This is a genomic window from Janibacter endophyticus (assembly GCF_016888335.1).
In the GTDB taxonomy this organism is placed as follows: domain Bacteria; phylum Actinomycetota; class Actinomycetes; order Actinomycetales; family Dermatophilaceae; genus Marihabitans; species Marihabitans endophyticum.
The window spans coordinates 159,328-178,723 of sequence record NZ_JAFEJG010000004.1; the positions used below are offsets into that span (position 1 = coordinate 159,328).

At 72.4% G+C, this 19,396-nt stretch carries 19 protein-coding genes and 1 pseudogene; 12 read left to right on the top strand and 8 right to left on the bottom strand.

Features of this window, described 5'->3' with window-relative positions:
- The first annotated feature begins 3 nt into the window (after positions 1–3).
- The 3 genes from bsaP to JNO54_RS00810 all read left to right on the top strand — a co-directional run bounded on the left by bsaP (position 4) and on the right by JNO54_RS00810 (position 3,418).
- Complete coding sequence (gene bsaP / locus JNO54_RS00800) at positions 4–279, top strand: biotin synthase auxiliary protein BsaP (RefSeq protein ID WP_204142175.1); 276 nt, start codon at positions 4–6, stop codon at positions 277–279.
- A gap of 138 nt (positions 280–417) precedes the next feature.
- Positions 418–1,005 (top strand): TetR/AcrR family transcriptional regulator, encoded by a 588-nt coding sequence (locus JNO54_RS00805; protein WP_204142176.1) that lies wholly within the window; start codon positions 418–420, stop codon positions 1,003–1,005.
- A gap of 85 nt (positions 1,006–1,090) precedes the next feature.
- The gene (locus JNO54_RS00810; RefSeq protein WP_204142177.1) at positions 1,091–3,418 is read left to right on the top strand and encodes an MMPL family transporter; all 2,328 of its coding nucleotides are present in this window, start codon (positions 1,091–1,093) and stop codon (positions 3,416–3,418) included.
- Between the two features lie 5 nt (positions 3,419–3,423).
- Here JNO54_RS00810 and JNO54_RS00815 read toward each other — a convergent pair whose 3' ends face one another.
- Positions 3,424–3,798, bottom strand: a complete 375-nt coding sequence (locus JNO54_RS00815) for a GntR family transcriptional regulator (RefSeq protein WP_204142178.1) — start codon at positions 3,796–3,798, stop codon at positions 3,424–3,426.
- A complete protein-coding gene (locus JNO54_RS00820) occupies positions 3,795–4,802 on the bottom strand; it encodes a hypothetical protein (protein WP_204142179.1) in 1,008 nt (335 codons plus the stop codon). The genes JNO54_RS00815 and JNO54_RS00820 overlap by 4 nt, the downstream gene beginning before the upstream one ends.
- Before the next feature lie 160 nt (positions 4,803–4,962).
- On the opposite strand from JNO54_RS00820, the gene JNO54_RS00825 reads away from it, so the two are divergent.
- Complete coding sequence (locus JNO54_RS00825; protein ID WP_204142180.1) at positions 4,963–6,009, top strand: 2-dehydropantoate 2-reductase; 1,047 nt, start codon at positions 4,963–4,965, stop codon at positions 6,007–6,009.
- Positions 6,006–6,512: a low molecular weight protein-tyrosine-phosphatase gene (locus JNO54_RS00830; protein ID WP_204142181.1), complete on the top strand. Its 507-nt coding sequence runs from the start codon at positions 6,006–6,008 to the stop codon at positions 6,510–6,512. The genes JNO54_RS00825 and JNO54_RS00830 overlap by 4 nt, the downstream gene beginning before the upstream one ends.
- On the opposite strand, the gene JNO54_RS00835 is transcribed toward JNO54_RS00830, so the two are convergent.
- Positions 6,440–7,138, bottom strand: coding sequence for a PRC-barrel domain-containing protein (locus JNO54_RS00835; protein ID WP_233703135.1), 699 nt, complete (start codon positions 7,136–7,138; stop codon positions 6,440–6,442). The genes JNO54_RS00830 and JNO54_RS00835 overlap by 73 nt on opposite strands.
- Before the next feature lie 249 nt (positions 7,139–7,387).
- Between JNO54_RS00835 and purB the strand changes: the two genes are divergently transcribed.
- Entirely contained in the window at positions 7,388–8,797 is a 1,410-nt protein-coding gene (gene purB / locus JNO54_RS00840) for an adenylosuccinate lyase (RefSeq protein WP_204142182.1), read from the top strand.
- Positions 8,798–8,827: 30 nt separating this feature from the next.
- Here purB and JNO54_RS00845 read toward each other — a convergent pair whose 3' ends face one another.
- Both JNO54_RS00845 and JNO54_RS00850 read right to left on the bottom strand, forming a co-directional pair.
- Complete coding sequence (locus tag JNO54_RS00845) at positions 8,828–9,685, bottom strand: transglutaminase-like domain-containing protein (RefSeq protein ID WP_204142183.1); 858 nt, start codon at positions 9,683–9,685, stop codon at positions 8,828–8,830.
- Positions 9,686–9,762: 77 nt separating this feature from the next.
- The gene (locus tag JNO54_RS00850) at positions 9,763–10,293 is read right to left on the bottom strand and encodes a YbaK/EbsC family protein (RefSeq protein WP_204142184.1); all 531 of its coding nucleotides are present in this window, start codon (positions 10,291–10,293) and stop codon (positions 9,763–9,765) included.
- A gap of 91 nt (positions 10,294–10,384) precedes the next feature.
- Between JNO54_RS00850 and JNO54_RS14855 the strand changes: the two genes are divergently transcribed.
- Together JNO54_RS14855 and JNO54_RS15130 are read left to right on the top strand one after the other, a co-directional pair.
- Entirely contained in the window at positions 10,385–12,574 is a 2,190-nt protein-coding gene (locus JNO54_RS14855) for a DUF5005 domain-containing protein (protein ID WP_204142185.1), read from the top strand.
- A gap of 81 nt (positions 12,575–12,655) precedes the next feature.
- Positions 12,656–13,210 (top strand): annotated as a pseudogene (locus JNO54_RS15130) (transcriptional regulator); the annotation flags it as partial.
- Here the strand turns inward: JNO54_RS15130 and JNO54_RS00860 are convergent.
- Positions 13,138–13,416, bottom strand: a complete 279-nt coding sequence (locus JNO54_RS00860; RefSeq protein ID WP_204142186.1) for a hypothetical protein — start codon at positions 13,414–13,416, stop codon at positions 13,138–13,140. The pseudogene JNO54_RS15130 and the gene JNO54_RS00860 sit on opposite strands and share 73 nt — an antisense overlap.
- A 241-nt stretch (positions 13,417–13,657) precedes the next feature.
- Positions 13,658–13,858 (bottom strand): hypothetical protein, encoded by a 201-nt coding sequence (locus JNO54_RS00865; RefSeq protein ID WP_204142187.1) that lies wholly within the window; start codon positions 13,856–13,858, stop codon positions 13,658–13,660.
- A gap of 148 nt (positions 13,859–14,006) precedes the next feature.
- Between JNO54_RS00865 and adh the strand changes: the two genes are divergently transcribed.
- The 3 genes from adh to pgm are packed head-to-tail and all read left to right on the top strand — an operon-like array spanning position 14,007 to position 17,624.
- Positions 14,007–15,530 carry an aldehyde dehydrogenase gene (gene adh / locus JNO54_RS00870; RefSeq protein ID WP_204142188.1) on the top strand — a complete coding sequence of 508 codons (1,524 nt, stop codon included), beginning with the start codon at positions 14,007–14,009 and terminating at the stop codon, positions 15,528–15,530.
- A gap of 23 nt (positions 15,531–15,553) precedes the next feature.
- Positions 15,554–15,928, top strand: coding sequence for a DUF779 domain-containing protein (locus tag JNO54_RS00875; RefSeq protein ID WP_204142189.1), 375 nt, complete (start codon positions 15,554–15,556; stop codon positions 15,926–15,928).
- A gap of 46 nt (positions 15,929–15,974) precedes the next feature.
- The gene (pgm, locus tag JNO54_RS00880; protein WP_204142190.1) at positions 15,975–17,624 is read left to right on the top strand and encodes a phosphoglucomutase (alpha-D-glucose-1,6-bisphosphate-dependent); all 1,650 of its coding nucleotides are present in this window, start codon (positions 15,975–15,977) and stop codon (positions 17,622–17,624) included.
- A 44-nt stretch (positions 17,625–17,668) separates the two neighbouring features.
- Here pgm and JNO54_RS00885 read toward each other — a convergent pair whose 3' ends face one another.
- Positions 17,669–17,992, bottom strand: coding sequence for a thioredoxin family protein (locus JNO54_RS00885; protein WP_307817989.1), 324 nt, complete (start codon positions 17,990–17,992; stop codon positions 17,669–17,671).
- 101 nt (positions 17,993–18,093) lie between these two features.
- Here JNO54_RS00885 and ilvA point away from each other — a divergent pair, with 101 nt between their 5' ends.
- On the top strand, positions 18,094–19,341 hold the full coding sequence (gene ilvA / locus JNO54_RS00890; RefSeq protein ID WP_204142192.1) for a threonine ammonia-lyase IlvA: 1,248 nt from the start codon (positions 18,094–18,096) through the stop codon (positions 19,339–19,341).
- Positions 19,342–19,396 lie beyond the last annotated feature (55 nt).

The window sequence follows — 19,396 nt, forward strand, 5'->3', positions numbered from 1 at the left end:
GGCATGAGCGACCTGCCCTACGCCGCCGACCCCGGCCACTCCGACGCGGACACCCTGGGCGCGATCCCGCCCGTCGTCACCGCGACGTACTGCCATCACTGCGGCCGGAGTCGGACCAAGGGCGGGCACACCGCCTGCAAGCAGGCCCTGGCGAAGACCCCACCGACGTACTGCGCGTCCTGCCGCCGCGAGCTGACGGTCGCGACCGAGGGCGGTGCCTGGACCGCGGTCTGCAAGAAGCACGGCGAGTCCACCGGCACCCTCTCCCCCGCCAGCTGACGCACCTCCCACCCCTTTCGCACGAGCCAAGGCTCGTGCGACCCGGTCCCGGTCCAACCCTTCGCACGAGCCTTGGCTCGTGCGAAGGGCTTGGCGCGGATTTTGCACGATCGTGAGCAGAGTGCAACACTGCACGATGTGACTGATAGTGCAACCGCTTCGGCGAGCGGGTCCCAGCGCGCGCGGGCGATCACCCGCGCCGCCCAGGAGCTCGTCGCCGAGCGCGGCTGGACGCACGTCACCGTCGACGACATCGCCGTTCGGGTCGGCATCTCGAGACGCACCTTCTTCAACCACGTCGACTCCAAGGAGAGCGCCGTCCTCGGCACGCTCCCTCAGCTCACCGAGGCCTTCGTCGACCAGCTGCACGGCCCCGCCGAGGACGACCTCCTCGGCCACATCGTCCGTGTCGCCGCCGCCGCCGCGAGCGCCCAGGGCGCCGGCATCGAGGACTGGCGCCGCCTCCACCACGTGCTCGTCGCCAACCCTGACCTCATCCCCCGCTTCAAGGAGCGCGTCGAGACGCTCTTCGCCGAGCTCGTCGGCCACATCAGCAGCCGGCCCGACGTCGACGAGCAGCAGGCCCGCGTCGTCGTGACTGCCGCCGCCGCCGTCTTCCAGCTCTCCGTCGAGGACGCCCTCGACCGCCCCGGGCTCGGCGCCTTCGCCGAGCGCATCGAGACCAACCTCGCGCTGCTGCGCGACGCGGCAGGCCCCCGGGCCTGACCCGTCGGGGTGAGCCTCACCCCCCTTCGCCCATGGGCCGTCGACGACGCCGGCCGCACCCGACCGACCCGACCAAGGACACCCCATGGCAACCGCCCTCTACCGCCTCGGCAAGCTCGCCTACCGCCGCTGGCCGATCGTCATCGTCGCCTGGCTCGCGCTCGTCGTCGCCCTCGGGGGCGCCGCGACGCAGGCCAATCCGATGGTGGACAAGTTCAGCATCCCGGGCATCCCCTCGGAGCAGGCCCAGATCCTCCAGACCGAGCTCTTCCCCGGCACCGGCGACGCTCTCGACGAGGCCAGCGCCACCGTCGTCGTCGCCGCCCCCGAGGGCGAGACGCTCAGCGACCCCGACAACGCCCAGGCGGTCGAGGCCCTCGTCGCCGACCTCGCGACCGTCCCCCAGATGGACGAGGCCGCCAGGGCCGCGCTCGTCCCGCCCGTCGAGGCTGCTGCCGGGATCGAGCAGCAGATGCTCGAGGCCGCGAAGCAGTCCGGTCAGCCCGAGGAGGTCACCCGCGCGAACCTCGCCGCCGTCTCCCCGCTCAGCGAGGACGGCCGGATCGGGACGATCTCGTGGACCTTCGGCGTCGACTCGATCGTCGACGTCGAGGAGGGCACCCGGGACGCCGTCAAGGAGCACCTCCAGAGCGCCCGTGACGCGGGGCTGACCGCGGAGGCGAACGGCCCCGCGATGCAGGGCTTCCCCGAGCCGGGCGTGACGAGCGAGCTCATCGGTGTCGCCTTCGCCCTCGTCGTCCTCGTCCTGACCTTCGGCTCGCTCGTCGCGGCCGGCCTGCCGATCCTCACCGCGATGGTCGGCGTCGGCGTCGGGGTCATCGGCGTCTCGATCGCCACGATCTTCACCGATATCGGCACGACGACGCCGATCCTCGCGACGATGCTCGGTCTCGCGGTCGGCATCGACTACGCCCTCTTCATCCTCTCCCGCTACCGCGCCGAGCTGCGGCACTCCGACCGTGAGGAGGCCATCGGTCTCGCCGTGGGGCGCGCCGGCTCGGCCGTCGTCTTCGCCGGGCTGACGGTGATCATCGCGCTCGCCGCCTTCGCCCTCGTCAACATCCCCTTCCTCACCTCGATGGGTATGGCCGCCGCCGCGACCGTCCTCGTCGCCGTCCTCGTCTCGCTCACCCTGCTGCCCGCGATCCTCGGGGCGCTCAAGGGCAAGGCCTTCGCCGGCCGGGTCCGCGCCGACCACATGGTCACCGAGGGCGAGATCGTCAACAACGGCACCCGCTGGGCCCGCCTCGTCGGCAAGCAGCCGCTGCTCATCGGTCTCGCGGTGACGGCCCTGCTCGTCGCCCTGGCGGTGCCCGTCAAGGACATCCACCTCGCCCTCCCGAGCGACTCGACGGCCGCGGTCGACACGACCCAGCGCAGGGCCGCCGACCTCATCACCGAGGGCTTCGGCGCCGGCCGGCAGGCCCCCTTCGCCGTGGTCGTCGACGCCCGCGAGGCCGCCGCCGACCCGCAGGCCGGGCAGCAGGCCTTCGGCCAGGTCGTCCAGTGGGCCGCCGGCCAGGAGGGTGTCGCCAACGCCCAGGTGGCCCAGGTCAACGAGGCGGGCGATGGTGCGATCGTCCTCGTCACCCCGACGACCGCGGCCGACGACCCTGCGACGGAGGACCTCCTCCACGCGCTGCGCGACGGTCAGGGCGAGATCGAGGACCAGAGCCGCACGACCGTCGGCGTCACCGGGCTCACCGCGATCCAGACCGACGTCTCGGAGAGGCTCCTCGAGGCGCTCGTCCCCTACCTCGCCGTCGTCGTCGGGCTGGCCTTCGTCCTGCTCATGATGGTCTTCCGCTCGATCCTCGTCCCGCTCACCGCGGCCGCGGGCTTCCTCCTGTCGGTGCTCGGGACGCTCGGGGCCACGGTCCTCGTCTTCCAGGAGGGACTTTTCGGTCTCGTCGAGCCGGCGCCGCTCATGAGCTTCCTGCCGATGCTCATCGTCGGCATCGTCTTCGGGCTCGCGATGGACTACCAGGTCTTCCTCGTGACCCGGATGCGCGAGGCGTACGTCCACGGCGAGACGGCGAGCGAGGCGGTCATCGACGGCTTCCGCTACGGCGCCCGGGTCGTCTCCGCGGCGGCGGCGATCATGATCTCGGTCTTCGCGGCCTTCGTGCTCCAGGACGACGCGCTCGTGAGGTCGATCGGCTTCGCGCTCGCCTTCGCCGTGCTCCTCGACGCCTTCCTCGTCCGGCAGGTGCTCATCCCCGCGGCGATGTACCTGCTCGGCGACAAGGCCTGGTGGCTGCCGCGCTGGCTCGACAAGATCCTGCCCAACGTCGACGTCGAGGGCGAGTCCCTCGCCCGGCACGGCCAGACGAAGGGGGACGAGGTCACCCCGTCGTCCGCGGAGGAGTACGTCCCGCAGCACGCCCGCTGACGCGGTCAGCCCAGGGCGGCCTCGACGGCCTGGACGGCGCGAAGGGGGTCCACCCCGAGCGCTCGGGACCGGGCGACGTACTCGCGGGCGGCGGACGCGAGCTCGGCCTCGACCTGCCGGGCGGTGGGGCGGGCCCGCGCGAGCACCCGGGTACCCGCCGCGCGGCGGGTCTCGACGAGGCCGGCGGACTCGAGCTCCTTGTAGGCGCGGGCGACGGTGCCGGCCGCCAGGCCGAGGTCGCGGGCGAGCTGGCGCACGGTGGGCAGCCGATCCCCCTCGGCCAGGGCCCCGGTCGCGATGTGCTGGGCCACCTGCCGCCGCAGCTGCTCGTAGGGCGGGGTCGGGTCGTCGAGGTCGACGGCGAGCGATGCCTCGGTCACCACCTCACCTCGGCGGTCGTCCGCTCGGTCACGGTGAGGTCCGAGAGCTCTCGCCGCCCTCCGGTGACAACCTCGGCGAGGCTCCAGAGGGCGAGCACGAGCGCCACGGCCGCGACAGCGACCGCAGCCCACATCAGCGGGCCGTACGCCCCCGGAGCGCACGCGACGCTCTGCTCAACACCGTCGATGCCGTACGTGATCGGCCGACGCATCGCCCGCAGACCCATCGCGAGGGCCGCTGCGATCGGGACGGTCGTCCCCCAGGCCGCGACGCCGAGCGCGCCCAGGATGCGGGTGGCGGAGCCCCTGCGGAGCGCGGCGTCCAGCGGCGCAGACCCCACTCCGAGCCCGGGGCGGCGAGCGACCGCCGAGAGGCTGACTGCCGTCAGCAGGACGAGCCCGACGCCGCCCAGCGCGATCGGCACCGCGTAGAAGGAGCCGGGGAAGGGCCCGTGGCCCGAGCCCACCGCCGCCCCGTCGGGCAGGGGGCACACGATGTTGATCGACCGGCCCTCGCGGCCCATGTCGTCGGGAGAGGCGAGGAGGACCCCGGTCGTGAGCACGGCCGCGAGCGTGGCCAGCCCGAGGCCTGCCACGACGGCCGGCCCGCGGCCGACGAAGGAGCTCGGCGAGCGGCGCGCGAGGCCCGCGTGGCGCACCCGCCCCTCGGGCGAAGGGGTGGTCAGCTCGCCGACGCAGATGATGAGCACCCCGACGAACGCGCCCGCGCCCAGGGCGAGGAGCGTCCCGCGGCCGAGATCCAGGCCAGGCAGGCCGTCGAGCACGCCGGACAGGACCGCCACGGCGACGGCGATGCCCGCCCCGACCGCGACGAGGTCGACGACCAGCCCCCGGCGACGCACGCGTGCGACGTGGTCGGCCTCGTCTCGGCTGACGGCGATCTCGCGGGCTGGTCGAGAGCCGGAGACGATGGTCATGGCCAACCCGAGGAGCAGCAGGATCGTGAGCACGGTGGCGCCCAGGAGGAGAGGGAACAATGCCATGGGGGCCTCCGAAGGAGTCTTTGTAGCAATCGTTTGCTACAAGGCGGACTCTCCTCCCGTCGCACCCCTTGTGTCAAGCACTTGCTACAAGGGGCATGGGTACGATCGACCGGAGCAGGAGGGGGCGCACGCCCCCGTGTCGTGAGAGAGGGTGCAGCGCGTGAGCCGACCTCGGGTCGCGATCGTGGGTGCGGGCAGCATCGGCTGCTACGTCGGGGGGCACCTCGCCCCCTTCGCCGACATCACCCTCATCGGCCGACCGAGGGTCATCGACGCGGTCCGCGAGCGCGGCCTGACCGTCACCACCCTCGAAGGGACCCGACGGCACGTCCCGGCAGACAAGCTCCGCCTCGAGACCGAGATCTGCGCCGTCGCCGGTCACGACCTCGTGCTCCTCACGACGAAGGCCGTCGACAACGACGACATCACCGCCCAGATCGGCCCGTACCTCACCGCTGAGTCGCTCGTGATCTCGCTGCAGAACGGCGTGCGCAACGTCTCCGTCCTCGAGGAGGGGCTGCAGCGCTCCTTCCCCTCCCGCGCGAGCCGTCCGCTCGTCCTCTCCGGCATCGTCCACCACAACGTCGTCGCCGACGACCCCGCGACCTACCAGGCGACCACCAGCGGCGGGATCACCGTCAAGGACCACCCGCGGGCAGACCCCTTCGTCCAGATCGCCCGGAGGGCCGGCCTGCACGTCGACGTCCGGGGGGACATGCGCGGCGCCCTCATCGGGAAGCTCCTCCTCAACCTCAACAACGCGATCAACGCGCTCTCCGGGCGGACGCTGCGCGAGGAGCTGCGCGACCGCGACTACCGCCGGGTCCTCGCGGGGGCGCAGGAGGAGGCCATCGCCGTGAGCAAGGCGGCCGGCGTGACGCCCGACCGCACCGGCCCGTTGCCCGCGGCACTGGTGCCGTACGTCCTGCGCGCCCCGACCCCCGTCTTCGTCGCCCTCGCCCGCACCTCGCTGCGCGTCTCCCCGCACGCCCGGAGCTCGATGGCCGACGACCTCGAGCGGGGCCGCCGGACCGAGATCGACGAGCTCCAGGGTGTCGTCGTCGTGCTCGGCGAGCGTTACGGCATCCCCACCCCGGTCAGCGAGCGGCTCGTCGAGCTCGTCGTCGACGCCGAGCAGCAGGCCATCGCGGGCAAGGACGTCCCGCGGTACACCGGACCCCAGCTGAGAGAGGCGGTCGGGCTGTGAGCGCCTACCGGATCTGCGTCGTGTGCACCGGCAACATCTGCCGCTCGCCGATGGGCGAGTTCATCCTCCGTGAGCGCCTCGAGGCGGCGGGCCTGGGCGACCAGGTCGTCGTCGACTCAGCCGGCACGACCGCGTGGGAGGAGGGCAACCCCGCCGACCCGCGCACGCTCGACGTGCTGCGCCGCAACGGTCACGGGACCGACTACTCAGGCCACCGGGCACGGGTCTTCGACCGGGCCTGGCTGCCCGCCCTCGACCTCGTGCTCGCGGCCGACCACGGGCACTGGTCGACGCTGCGCAAGATGGCGCGACGCGACGAGGACCGGGCGAAGATCCGGATGTTCCGCTCCTTCGACGCCACCGGCCTCGACGAGGCGGAGCAGGCGATGGACGACCCCTGGTACGGCGACGACGCCTCCTTCGACCAGACCTACGCCGAGGTCGTCGCGGCGGCGGACGGGGTCGTCGACTTCGTCCGGGAGGAGCTCGCCCGGCGAGGCTGAGGGGGCAGGCAGACCGAAGGGGGATCCCCGGCGTCGGGGATCCCCCTTCGTCGTCGGCGGGGGCGGTCAGCGACCGGGCTCGTCGGCCCGGCCGGGGTGGCGGCGGAGCCGACCGGGCTCACGCTCGAGGCCACGCTCTCGGTCGAGTCCGTCGCTGTGCAGCTGGTCGTGGTCGGCCACCGGCTCACGGTCGACGGGACGCCCGGGGTCGCCCACAGGGCGCTCCCGTCGGAGGTCGTCGTCCAGGCCCCGGTCGAGGTCGCCGTCGTGGTGCAGGTCGCGCTCCAGGGCTGCGCCACCCAGGCCCGAGGCGTCACCCTGCGAGCGGTAGTACTCGTGGATCTGCGCCTCCTGGTCGGGCTCGAGGTGCCCGTCCTCGGAGATGTTCGGCGCATCCTTGATGACGTCCTTGGTGTACGGGACGCGGATCTCCTCGCCGGAACCTGGGCGCCGCGCAGCGGGACGAAGCTCTCGTTGCTCCCGAAGAGGCCGGTCTTGACGGTGACGAAGCTCGGCTCGCCGGTGGCGTCGTCGAGATAGACCTGTCCGACCCCACCGACCTTGTCGCCCGTGCTGTCGATGACGTCCGCGCGCTGGAGGGCGTCGATGTCGTGGTCGTGGTTCATCCTTGCTCCTGTTCGTGGCCCGGTCCGGGCCGTGCAGTCGTTCCGGATATCTCGGCGGCCGTCGAGCGGGATGCGCCACTGGTCCGCCACGGCCGGGCATCCCGACCTGCTCCCACGGTAGGGCTCGGGGCCGCGTCACGAGGACGGAAGAAGGGGGTGTTCTCGCAGGTCAGCGAGCTGGATCTGCGATATGGGCCACCCTGCTCGGACCCCGCGCGCGCACCTCACGGGGACTGGGACAATGAGGGCATGCAGAGCCTCGCCACCGCCCACCCGCAGATCGCCCTCGGAGCCCTCGACGGCCGCTACCGCCCGGCGGTCGCCGCCCTCGTCGACCACCTCTCCGAGCCGGCGCTGAACCGGATGCGGGTGCACGTCGAGGTCGAGTGGCTCATCCACCTCACCGAGCAGCAGGTCGTGCCGGGCGTCCGGGCCTTCACCGGGGACGAGAAGGCCCGGCTGCGGCAGGTCGTCGAGACCTTCGGCCCCGACGAGATCGACGAGATGGCGGCGACCGAGAAGGTCACCCAGCACGACGTCAAGGCGGTCGAGTACTTCCTCAAGGCGCGGCTGCGCGAGATCGCCCCGGCCGACGCGGACGCCGGCCTCGCCGAGCTCATCCACTTCTGCTGCACGAGCGAGGACATCAACAACCTCTCGTACGCCCTCATGGTCCAGGGCGCTGTGCAGCAGGTCTGGCTCCCCCGGGCCGAGGCGCTCGTCGAGACGCTCGCGACGATGGCCTCCGACCTGCGCGAGGTCCCGCTGCTCGCCCACACCCACGGCCAGCCGGCGACGCCGACGACGATGGGCAAGGAGCTGGCCGTGCTCACCTACCGCCTCCAGCGCCAGCTGCGCCGCATCGCCGGCGCGGAGTACCTCGGCAAGATCAACGGCGCGACCGGCACCTACGGCGCGCACCTCGCCGCCGTCCCCGGCGCGGACTGGCAGGAGATCAGCCGGACCTTCGTCGAGGGCCTCGGCCTGACGTGGAACCCGCTGACCACACAGATCGAGAGCCACGACTGGCAGGCCGAGGTCTACGCCGACATCGCCCGCTTCAACCGGGTGCTGCACAACATGTGCACCGACGTCTGGACGTACATCTCGATGGGCTACTTCGCCCAGGTGCGCGGGCAGGGCACGGTCGGCTCGAGCACGATGCCGCACAAGGTCAACCCGATCCGCTTCGAGAACGCCGAGGCCAACCTCGAGGTCTCGACGGCCCTGCTCGACGTGCTCGCGAGCACGCTCGTCCAGTCTCGGCTGCAGCGTGACCTCACCGACAGCTCGATGCAGCGCAACATCGGCACGGCCATCGGGCACAGCCTCCTCGCCATCGACAACGCGACCCGGGGCCTCGCCGGTCTCGACGCGGTCCCCGAGGCGATGGCCGCCGACCTCGACGCGAACTGGGAGGTGCTCGGCGAGCCCGTCCAGTCGGCGATGCGGGCGCTCGGTGCCCAGGGCGTGCCCGGCATGCAGGAGCCCTACGAGCGGCTCAAGGAGCTGACCCGCGGTCGGCGGATCAGGCAGGCCGAGCTCGTGGAGTTCGTCCGGGGCCTCGGGCTCCCGGCGGAGGTCGAGGAGCGCCTCGCGGCGATGACCCCGCAGACCTACATCGGGATCGCGCCGGAACTCGTCGACCACCTCGACTGACCCCCGTCTGCAGAAGGGGTGCGAGGCGCCTCAGGCGAGACGAACCTGCGAGGCGTTGTCCTCGGCGGGCAGGCCACCCTCGACGAGCGAGGCAAAGACCTTCTGCCGGTTGAACTGCATCATCCCGCCGCTCGTCGTGAGGAAGGCGGTGTCCGCCGCGTCCCGGCCGGTCGCGATGCGCACCATCGACTCGCGCGGCGCGAGCTGGGTGGCGTCGACGATGTGCCAGGCGCCGTCCACCCACGCCTCGGCGACGGCGTGGAAGTCCATCGGCGACAGCCCCGGCGCGTAGACCGACACGAGCCGGGCCGGGGTCCCGAGCGCGCGCAGGAGCGCGATGACGACGTGCGCGTAGTCGCGGCAGACGCCCTGCCCCGCGAGCATCGTGTCGACCGCGCCGTCGGTGCCCCGCGAGCTGCCCGAGATGTAGTCGAAGTGCTCGTGCACGTAGCCGGCGACGGCGTTGACCCGGTCCATCCCGCGCTCCTTCGGGAAGAGGCGCAGCGCGGTGGCCGCGAGCCGGTCGGACTCGGCGTAGCGGCTCTGCCGCATGAAGACCCACCGGTCGTACTCGACGCCGAGGCCGGTCGGGACGTCGGTCGGCCGGGTGATGTCGACGGTCGCCTCGTAGGTCACCTCGAGCCACCCGGTGCCCACGTCCTCGACGAGGTGCAGGCGGGTGCCATGGTCGCCACGGAGCTCGGTCGGGGTGACCTCCTTGCCGGCGGCGTGGACGAGCAGCGTCTCGTCGAGGATCGCGTGGGCGTCGGAGACCGCGAAGGACAGCAGCGCCGAGCGGACCTGGTTGGTCCCGTACGCGAAGGTGCAGCCGACCTTCGCCGTCATCGGCGTGGTCTCGAAGGTCTCGGCCAGGGGGGTGTCCGTCATGCCGCAACCCTCCCCCAGCGTCACGCCGCAGGTCAAAGCCGCGTCGACCCCTTCGCCCCGGCGCCGGAGGCCTGGGCTCAGCGCTGGGCGAGCGCGATGACCTCGGCGGACGGGAGGGCGACGAGATCGGCGGCGTCGACGAGGATCTTGCTGCCCCGGATGCCGGACCCGATGACGACCTCGCCGGCGGCGGCGACCCCTTCGTCGATGAGGACGGGCCAGTCCGCGGGCAGGCCGATCGGGGTGATCCCGCCGTACTCCATCCCGGTGAGCGCGACCGCCTCGTCCATCGGGGCGAAGGAGACCTTGCGGACGTCGAGGTGGCGGCGGATGACGTTGTTGATGTCGGCGCGGTCGGTGGCCAGGACGAGCACGGCGGCGTAGCGCAGCTCACCGGCGCGCCTGCCGGCGACGACGACGCAGTTGGCCGATGACGAAGGGGGTGAGTCGTACGCCTCGCAGAAGGCGGCCGTGTCAGCCAGGTCCGGGTCGATGGGCGCCACCTTCGCCGAGGGGGTGCAGGCCGCGGCTGCCGCGACCGGCGGGGCCAGGAGGTCGTCCGCCTCGGCGGCAGGGGTCCAGGTGAGGTTGCCGGCTGCGGTGCTCATGGGTCGAGCCTAGGCACCGGGCCGGACGCCCTACGGTGGCGGGGTGAGCCAGGACGAGAGACCGGGGACGACCGCCAGGACGGAGACGACAGTGATCGAGAGACGACGCCCCGGGTGGCGCGAGCTCTCGCCACCCCTGACCACCACGCTCATTGCGCTCGCCCTCGTCGGCGAGGTGCTCTGGGCCGCCCTCGTCCTCACCGGACGCATCGACCTCTCCCCGCATGGCGTGCCGGCGGTGGTCGCAGCCGACCCGGTCGTGGCCGAGAGCATCGTCCGCGCCTACGACGACCTGCCTGGGGACCCCTTCGCCCTGCGGGCCGTCCCGGACGAGGCGACCGCCCGGGCCGCGCTCGCCGACGGCTCGGCCCAGGCCGCCCTGGTCGTCGACCTCACCGGCGCCACCGACCGGCTGCTGCTCCCGACCAGCAACGACCCCGCGCTCGACACGGCGGTCCGGGACCGGGTCACGAGGGTGGAGCAGAGCCTCGGCCGGCAGGTCGAGGTCGCGACCGTCGGCCCGGCGGTCGCCGACGGGACCCGCGCCGACGCCTATCGCGCGGTGACGTTGTCGATCCTGCTCGGCTTCGTCGTCGCGGTCGGGACGAGCCTGTACGGCGGCCCGGTCGTGCGCGGCCGCCGCCACGGTCTCCGTCGCTCGCTGCTCGTCGCCGGCCTCACCATCGGCGTCGGCGGTCTGCTCGGTCTCTGGCTGCTCGGGTCGGCCGCGGCGGCTCTCGCCTGCGCGACGGTGGCCCTCACCTCTGCGGCGGTCGCGCTCGCACTCGAGGCACTCTTCGGGTGGGCGGGGCTGGGCCTGTCGGTCGCGCTCTTCCTCGCCACCGGGGCGGCGGTGCTCGTACGGGTCGACCCGCTGCTCGTCGGCCAGCCGTGGTCGACGATCTCCGGCCTGGGGGTGCCCGGGGCCGGCCTCGAGACCGCTCTCGCCGCGGGCCTGCACGACACGGTGGCGCTCGCCCCGCTCTCCGTGGTGCTGTCCTGGCTGACGACGTCGGTGCTGCTCGCCGTGGCGTCCCGGTGGGTCCGGGGACGGCACGACGTGCCCGTGCCGGTGGCCGGGACGCCCCTGCGAGAGATCGCCGGGGAGCGTGGCTGGCGCGTGCGCGTGGTCGCGCTCGTGGCACCGCCGGTGGTGACGATGCTCGCCCTGTCGGTGGTCGTCCCGGCGCACCAGGTCGCCGCCGCTCCCCAGATCGCCTCGCTCGCCGCAAGCTCGTCGTGCGTGGCGACCGGGTCCGTGCGCACGGTCGCGGACCTCAACCGGATCACCCAGCTGCGAGGGACCGAAGAATTCCGCGGCGGGGACGTCGGCGCGGACGCCCTGCTCCAGGACGGGCGTCGGGTATGGCTCTTCGGCGACACCATCCAGGACGGTCCGGCGGGTCCTGGCGGCGTCCGCAACTCGATGCTCATCACCGATGACCGGTGCATCCGCGCGGTGGTCCCCGAGGGCGGCGGCGCCCTCATCCCCGACCGCGCCGACGGGACGGGACCCCGCACCGGCTACTGGCCGATGTCGGTGGTCGTCGACCACCGGACCGGGTACGACCTGCTCTACATCACCACCCAGCGCGTGCGCACCACTGGCTCGGGGGCCTTCGACTTCGAGAACCTCGGACTGTCCGTGGCCGTCGTCGCGGTGACCCCCGGGGGCACCCCTCAGGTACTCGACCGCCGGGACATCGGTCCCGACCGCCCCGGACGCGAGAACCCGACCTGGGGAGGCGCGACGGCTCTCGTCGGGGAGGGTCGTGACCGCTGGCTCTACCTCTACGGCACCGCCAACCCCGGTCTTGACCAGGCGTGGGGGTACTCGCTGCGTGTCGCCCGGGTCCGGCTCGACGACCTGCTCCACGCGGACCGGTGGCGCTACTGGACCGGGAGCTCGTGGTCGCCCGACGCCGCGGACGCCACCGAGGTGATCCCTGCTCGCGACGGGGTCTCCCAGACCCTCAGCGTCTTCACCCGCGACGGTCGCTGGTACGCGCTGAGCAAGCGCAACGACCTGCTCGGCAGCGACATCACCGTCTGGACCGCCGCCGCCCCGACCGGTCCGTGGTCCTCCGGCACCGCCGTGGCCGCCGTCCCTCAGGGCAGCACCGGTCAGTTGCGGTACATGCCCCTGGCACACCCGACCCTCTTCCCCGAGGACGGCACAGTCGTCGCGTCGTACAGCACCAACGACATCGACGTCCACCGGGTCCTCGAGGACCCCCGGCGCTACCGCCCCCACTTCGTCCGGGTCCGCCTGCCCCGGTGATCGGGCGACCCGACCCTGGCGGGTCGTCGCCCCTCGCCGGTACCGTGCGTGGACCACGACGAGGTGAAGGGGGGACCGCTCATGCCCCGACCCGACGGCGGCGGCCTCAGAGGCCGTCGGCGAGCAGCCGAGCGCGCGTGGGAGTCCTGGGTCGACCGCTCCGCCGCGGACCCTGTCACCGCCCCGGCGCAACTCGAGGTCCGCCCCGAGATCCTCGACTCCTGGCGGCGCAGCACCGCGGCAGTGACGCCCGCCGTGACCAGCGCCCCGATGGCCGACGAGACCGAGACGTCGGAGTACTTCGCGGCCTCCCCCCTTCGCCGTGCGGTGCACGACCTGGCCGACGACCTGCGGTCGGTCGCGGACGACGGCGACCTCGTCGTCGCGGTGACCGACCCGCAGACCCGCATCCTGTGGACCTACGGCGGCCGGGCGATGCGGCGCAAGGCCGAGTCGGTCAACTTCGTCGCCGCCGGCCGCTGGGACGAGTCCAGCGTCGGGACGAACGCGCTCAACCTCGCCCTGCGGACCGACGCGACGACCACGGTCTTCTCCGCCGAGCACTACGCCTCGATCATCCACTCGTGGGTGTGCTGGGCGGCACCGGTCCACGACCCGACCACCGGCGCCCAGCTCGGGGTGCTCGACCTCTCCACGACCTGGGACCACGCCCACCCGCTCGGCGCCACGACGGCCCAGGCGCTGGCCCGGTTGCTCGAGAGCCGGCTCGACATCGCGACGCCGGGGGTCGTCGAGGGCGAGCGGGCCGTCGGCCCGGGACTGCATCTCCGGCTCCTCGGTCGGGTCGAGGCCTGGGTCGACAGCGGCCGGGTGCTGCTCACCCGACGCCAGTCCGAGATCCTGGCCCTGCTCTGCCTGCACCCCGACGGCCTCTCGCTCGAGCAGCTCCACGCCCTGCTCTACGGCGACCGGCAGGTCTCGCTCGGCACGCTCAAGGCCGAGGTGTCGCACCTACGCTCCGCCCTCGGCGGCCGGCTCGCCTCGCGCCCCTACCGGCTCGAGATCCCGACCACCGCGGACGTCCTCACGGTGCGTGAGGCGTTGCGCCGCGGCGACGTGCGGTCAGCCGTCGAGGCCTATGGCGGCGACCTCGTGCCCGGCACCGACTCCCCCGGGCTGACCGAGATGGCCGACTACCTCGCCGTCGCCGTCCGCGAGGCGCTGCTGGCCGACCCCGATCCGGCGACCGTCCTGCGCTACGCCGAGGCGGCCCCCTTCGACATCGACGTCCTCGATGCCGCGCTCGCCCGGGTCGACGCGCACGGCTCGACGCACCCCCTTCGCGCCGAGCTCCTCGGGCTGCGGGCCGCCCGCGGCCGACCGCGACCTACCTTCGACCAACCTGGGTGGCCCGAACGTCCCGCCAACGGTCGACGCAACGGCGCGTCGACCACGGACGCCGGAGGCACGCATGACCGTCTACCCCCAGCCCGGATCCTCGGAGAGCAGTATCGAGGTCAAGGAGCGCTACGACCACTACATCGGCGGGAAGTGGGTCGCCCCCAAGGGCGGCGAGTACTTCGAGAACCCGACCCCCGTCACCGGCCAGGTCTTCACGAGCGTCGCCCGCGGCACGGCCGACGACATCGAGGCCGCCCTCGACGCCGCGCACGCCGCCGCCGAGGCCTGGGGCAAGACCTCCACCACCGAGCGCGCGAACGCCCTGCTGAAGATCGCCGACATCATGGAGGCCAACCTCGAGGACCTCGCCGTCATCGAGACGTGGGACAACGGCAAGGCGGTCCGCGAGACCCTCGCCGCCGACATGCCGCTCGCGGTCGACCACTTCCGCTACTTCGCCGGCGCGATCCGGGCGCAGGAGGGCGGGATCTCCGAGATCGACGAGACGACCATCGCGTACCACTTCCACGAGCCGCTCGGCGTCGTCGGGCAGATCATCCCGTGGAACTTCCCGATCCTCATGGCGGTCTGGAAGCTCGCTCCCGCCCTGGCCGCCGGCAACGCCGTCGTCCTCAAGCCGGCCGAGCAGACCCCCTGGTCGATCCTCAAGCTCGCCGAGCTCATCGGAGACGTCCTGCCCGCCGGGGTGCTCAACATCGTCAACGGCTTCGGCGTCGAGGCCGGCAAGCCGCTGGCGAGCAGCCCGCGGATCGCGAAGATCGCCTTCACCGGTGAGACGACGACCGGCCGCCTGATCATGCAGTACGCGAGCCAGAACATCATCCCGGTGACGCTCGAGCTCGGCGGCAAGAGCCCGAACGTCTTCTTCGGCGACGTCGCGGACGAGAAGGACGCCTTCTACGACAAGGCGCTCGAGGGGTTCACGATGTTCGCCCTCAACCAGGGCGAGATCTGCACGTGCCCGTCGCGCGCGCTCGTCCAGCAGTCGATGTACGACGGCTTCGTCGGCGACGCGCTCGAGCGGGTCAAGGCGGTCAAGCAGGGCAACCCCCTGGACACCGACACGATGATGGGTGCCCAGGCGAGCAACGACCAGTTCGAGAAGATCCTCAGCTACCTCGACATCGGCAAGCAGGAGGGCGCCAAGGTCCTCACCGGCGGCGACAAGCTCGAGCTCGAGGGCGACCTCGCGGGCGGCTTCTACATCCAGCCGACGGTCTTCGAGGGCAAGAACTCGATGCGGATCTTCCAGGAGGAGATCTTCGGCCCGGTCGTCTCGCTCACGAGCTTCGCCGACCAGGCGGAGGCGCTCGAGATCGCCAACGACACCCTCTACGGCCTCGGCGCCGGGGTGTGGTCGCGCAGCGCGCACACGACCTTCGAGATGGGTCGCGGGATCAAGGCCGGCCGGGTGTGGACGAACTGCTACCACCAGTACCCGGCGCACGCGGCCTTCGGCGGCTACAAGCAGTCCGGCATCGGCCGGGAGAACCACAAGATGATGCTCGACCACTACCAGCAGACGAAGAACCTGCTCGTCAGCTACAGCAAGGACAAGCTGGGCTTCTTCTGACAGGTCTGAGCGAGGAGGACGTCATGAGCGACAAGGTCGAGCTCACCGAGAGCGCGGTCGAGCTGCTGGAGCGGCTGGAGCAGCGGCACGGGCCGCTGATGTTCCACCAGTCCGGTGGCTGCTGCGACGGGTCGGCGCCGATGTGCTACCCCGTCGGGGAGTTCATGACCGGCGACTCCGACGTCCTCCTCGCCACTCTGTCGGCCGGGTCGGCGACCCCGGTGGAGTTCTGGATGAGCGCCAGCCAGTACGAGTACTGGAAGCACACCCACCTCACCGTCGACGTCGTCCCCGGCCGCGGGTCGGGCTTCTCGGTCGAGGCGCCGGAGGGGGTCCGCTTCCTCATCCGGTCGCGGCTGATGTCCGCCGACGAGCTGCAGGAGCACGGTCTCCTCTGAGCGAACACCCCCGCCCGCACCGCCCTCCGACGAGTAGCGTCGGAGCATGAGCGAGAACCGCGCCGGTCAGCCCGCACGCCCAGAGGACCTCGTCGACGTCGCCCACCTGGTGACGGCCTACTACACGCAGCAGCCCGACCCCGAGGACGTCGACCAGCAGGTCGCCTTCGGCACGTCCGGGCACCGCGGCAGCTCGCTCAAGACCTCCTTCAACGAGGCGCACATCCTCGCGACGACCCAGGCGATCGTCGACTACCGGCGCAGCCAGGGCATCGACGGCCCGCTCTTCGTCGGCCGCGACACCCACGGCCTCTCGGAGCCGGCGTGGGCCAGCGCGCTCGAGGTGCTCGCCGCCAACGACGTCACCGTGCTCGTCGACGACCGCGACGGCTACACGCCGACGCCCGCGGTGAGCCACGCGATCCTGCGGGCCAACCGGGGCAAGGACCTCGGCGCGAAGGGGGGTGCGCTGGCCGACGGCATCGTCATCACCCCGTCGCACAACCCGCCGCAGGACGGGGGCTTCAAGTACAACCCGCCGCACGGTGGGCCGGCCGACTCGGACGCGACGAAGGTCATCGCGGCCGCGGCCAACGACTACCTGCGGGCGGGGCTCGACGGGGTGCGGCGGACCCCCTTCGCCAAGGCCAGGGCGCACGCGCAGGGCTACGACTTCCTCGGGACGTACGTCGACGACCTGCCCGATGTCGTTGACCTGCAACGGATCAAGGACGCTGGGGTACGGATCGGGGCCGACCCGCTCGGCGGCGCCGCGGTCGCGTACTGGGGCGAGATCGCCGACCGGCACGGGCTCGACCTCACCGTCGTCAACCCGCTCGTCGACCCGACGTGGCGCTTCATGACGCTCGACTGGGACGGCAAGATCCGGATGGACTGCAGCTCGCCGTCGGCGATGGCCTCGCTCATCGGGCGCAAGGACGAGTACGACAGCGCGACCGGCAACGACGCGGACTCCGACCGGCACGGCATCGTCACGCCGGACGCGGGCCTGATGAACCCCAACCACTACCTCGCCGTCGCGATCCAGTACCTCTACGGCGGCGCCCGTCCCGGCTGGTCGAGCGGCCGGATCGGCAAGACGCTGGTGTCGAGCTCGATGATCGACCGGGTCGCCTCCGACCTCGGCAAGGAGCTGTGGGAGGTGCCGGTCGGCTTCAAGTGGTTCGTGCCCGGGCTGCTCGACGGGTCGGTCGGCTTCGGCGGCGAGGAGTCGGCCGGGGCCTCCTTCCTCCGGATGGACGGGACTGTCTGGACGACGGACAAGGACGGGATCATCCTCGCCCTGCTCGCCTCCGAGATCCTCGCCGCAACCGGTCGCACGCCGAGCCGGCACTACGCGGATCTTGTGGCGGCACATGGTGAGCCGGCGTACGCCCGGATCGATGCCCCTGCCGACCGTGAGCAGAAGGCCAAGCTGGCGGCGCTCACCCCTTCGTCGGTCGCGGCGACCGAGATCGCCGGCGAGGCGATCACGGCCAAGCTCACCGAGGCCCCCGGCAACGGCGCCGCCATCGGCGGGCTCAAGGTGACGACCGAGTCGGCGTGGTTCGCCGCGCGGCCGTCGGGCACCGAGGACGTCTACAAGATCTACGCCGAGTCCTTCCGCGGCCCGGAGCATCTGGCCCAGGTCCAGGCCGAGGCCAAGCAGGTCGTCGACGCCGCCCTGCAGGGCTGAGCGCCCAAGGGCCCCTGAGGTGCGACGCAGGAGCCTCGAAGGGGTCAGGCCGCCGCGGTGATCGCGGCGAGACCCTCGTCGACCGGGCCCCGGGACGTGGGCCGGACGACCCGGTCGACCTCGACGCCGTCCTTGAGGAAGACGAGCGTCGGCCAGAGCTTGACCCCGTAGGAGCGCCCGAGCGGCCGTCCCTTGCCGTCCTCGACGGCGACCACGGGCACGTCCGGGTGGTCGGCGAGGGCCGGCGCCACGACGCGCTCGGCGGCGACGCAGTAGCCGCACCAGTTCGTGCCGAAGGCGAGGACCACCGGTCCCGTCGTCGCGTCGATGTCGTCCCTCACGGGCTGCTCCGCGCTGTAGGTCGTCACCACCCCAGGATGCCTCCGCACAGGCCGCGACGGTGGCTCAGGCCCTCGCCGTCCGCGGACCACGGGTGGGCCGCTGAGCCGCGAGGACTAACCTCGAAAGCGTGAGCTCTCCCATCTCCGCCGCCGACGTCGACCGGGCGGCATCGCTGCTCGACGGGGTCACCCGGCGCACCCCCCTTCGCCCCTCGCCCCGACTGTCCGAGGCGACCGGGGCGACCGTCCTTCTCAAGCGCGAGGACCTCCAGCCGGTGCGCTCCTACAAGCTGCGCGGCGCGTACACCCTCATCGCGTCGCTCACCGAGGAGGAGCGGGCGAGGGGGGTCGTGTGCGCCTCCGCGGGCAACCACGCCCAGGGCGTGGCCTTCGCCTGCGCGGCCCTCGGGGTGACGGCGCGGATCTACCTGCCGCGCACCACTCCTCGCCAGAAGCGGGACCGCGTGGCGGTCATCGGCGGGCCGAGCGTCGACGTCGTCGTGGGGGGCGACGTCTACGACGACGCGGCCGACGCGGCGCTGCGGGACGCGGCCGAGACCGGCGCGACCGTGGTGCCCGCCTTCGACGCTGCTGACGTCATGGCCGGGCAGGGCACCGTCGCCGCGGAGATCGTCGACGAGCTCGGCCACGCGCCGGACGTCGTCGTCGTCCCTGTCGGCGGGGGCGGGCTGCTCGGCGGGGTCGCGACGTGGTTCCGCGAGCGTCACCCGCAGACCCGCATCGTCGGGGTCGAGCCGGCCGGTGCGCCATCGATGGTCGCAGCGCTCGAGGCGGGCGGTCCCGTGACCCTCGAGGAGATGGACGGCTTCGTCGACGGTGCCGCCGTGCGGCGGGTTGGCGACCTCACCTACGCGGCCGTCGCCGCTGCGGACGTCGAGGTGGTCACGGTGCCGGAGGGCGCCGTCTGCGTGGAGATGCTCGCGCTCTACCAGACCGAGGGGATCATCACGGAGCCTGCGGGGTCGCTGGCCGTGGCGGCGCTGCCGGATCTCGGTCTGGCGGCGGGCTCGACGGTCGTCGCCGTCGTCTCGGGCGGCAACAACGACCTCTCCCGCTACGCCGACGTCGTCGAGCGAGCGCTCATCCACGAGGGGCGCAAGCACTACTTCCTCGTCGAGTTCCCCCAGGAGCCGGGGGCGCTGCGGCACTTCCTCGACACGGTCCTCGGACCCGACGACGACATCGCGTACTTCGAGTACGTCAAGCGGAGCAACCGCGAGACCGGGCCGGCGCTCGTCGGCATCGAGCTCGGCACCCCTGACGACCTGCTGCCCCTCCTCGCCCGGATGGAGACCGCACCCATGACCATCGAGCGGATCGACCCGGACAGTCCGCTCTTCCGCTTCGTCGGGTGAGGTGACGATGTCCGTCAGAGGCTCCCTTCGAGGCTCCTCCGTCGGTCCCCAGGGA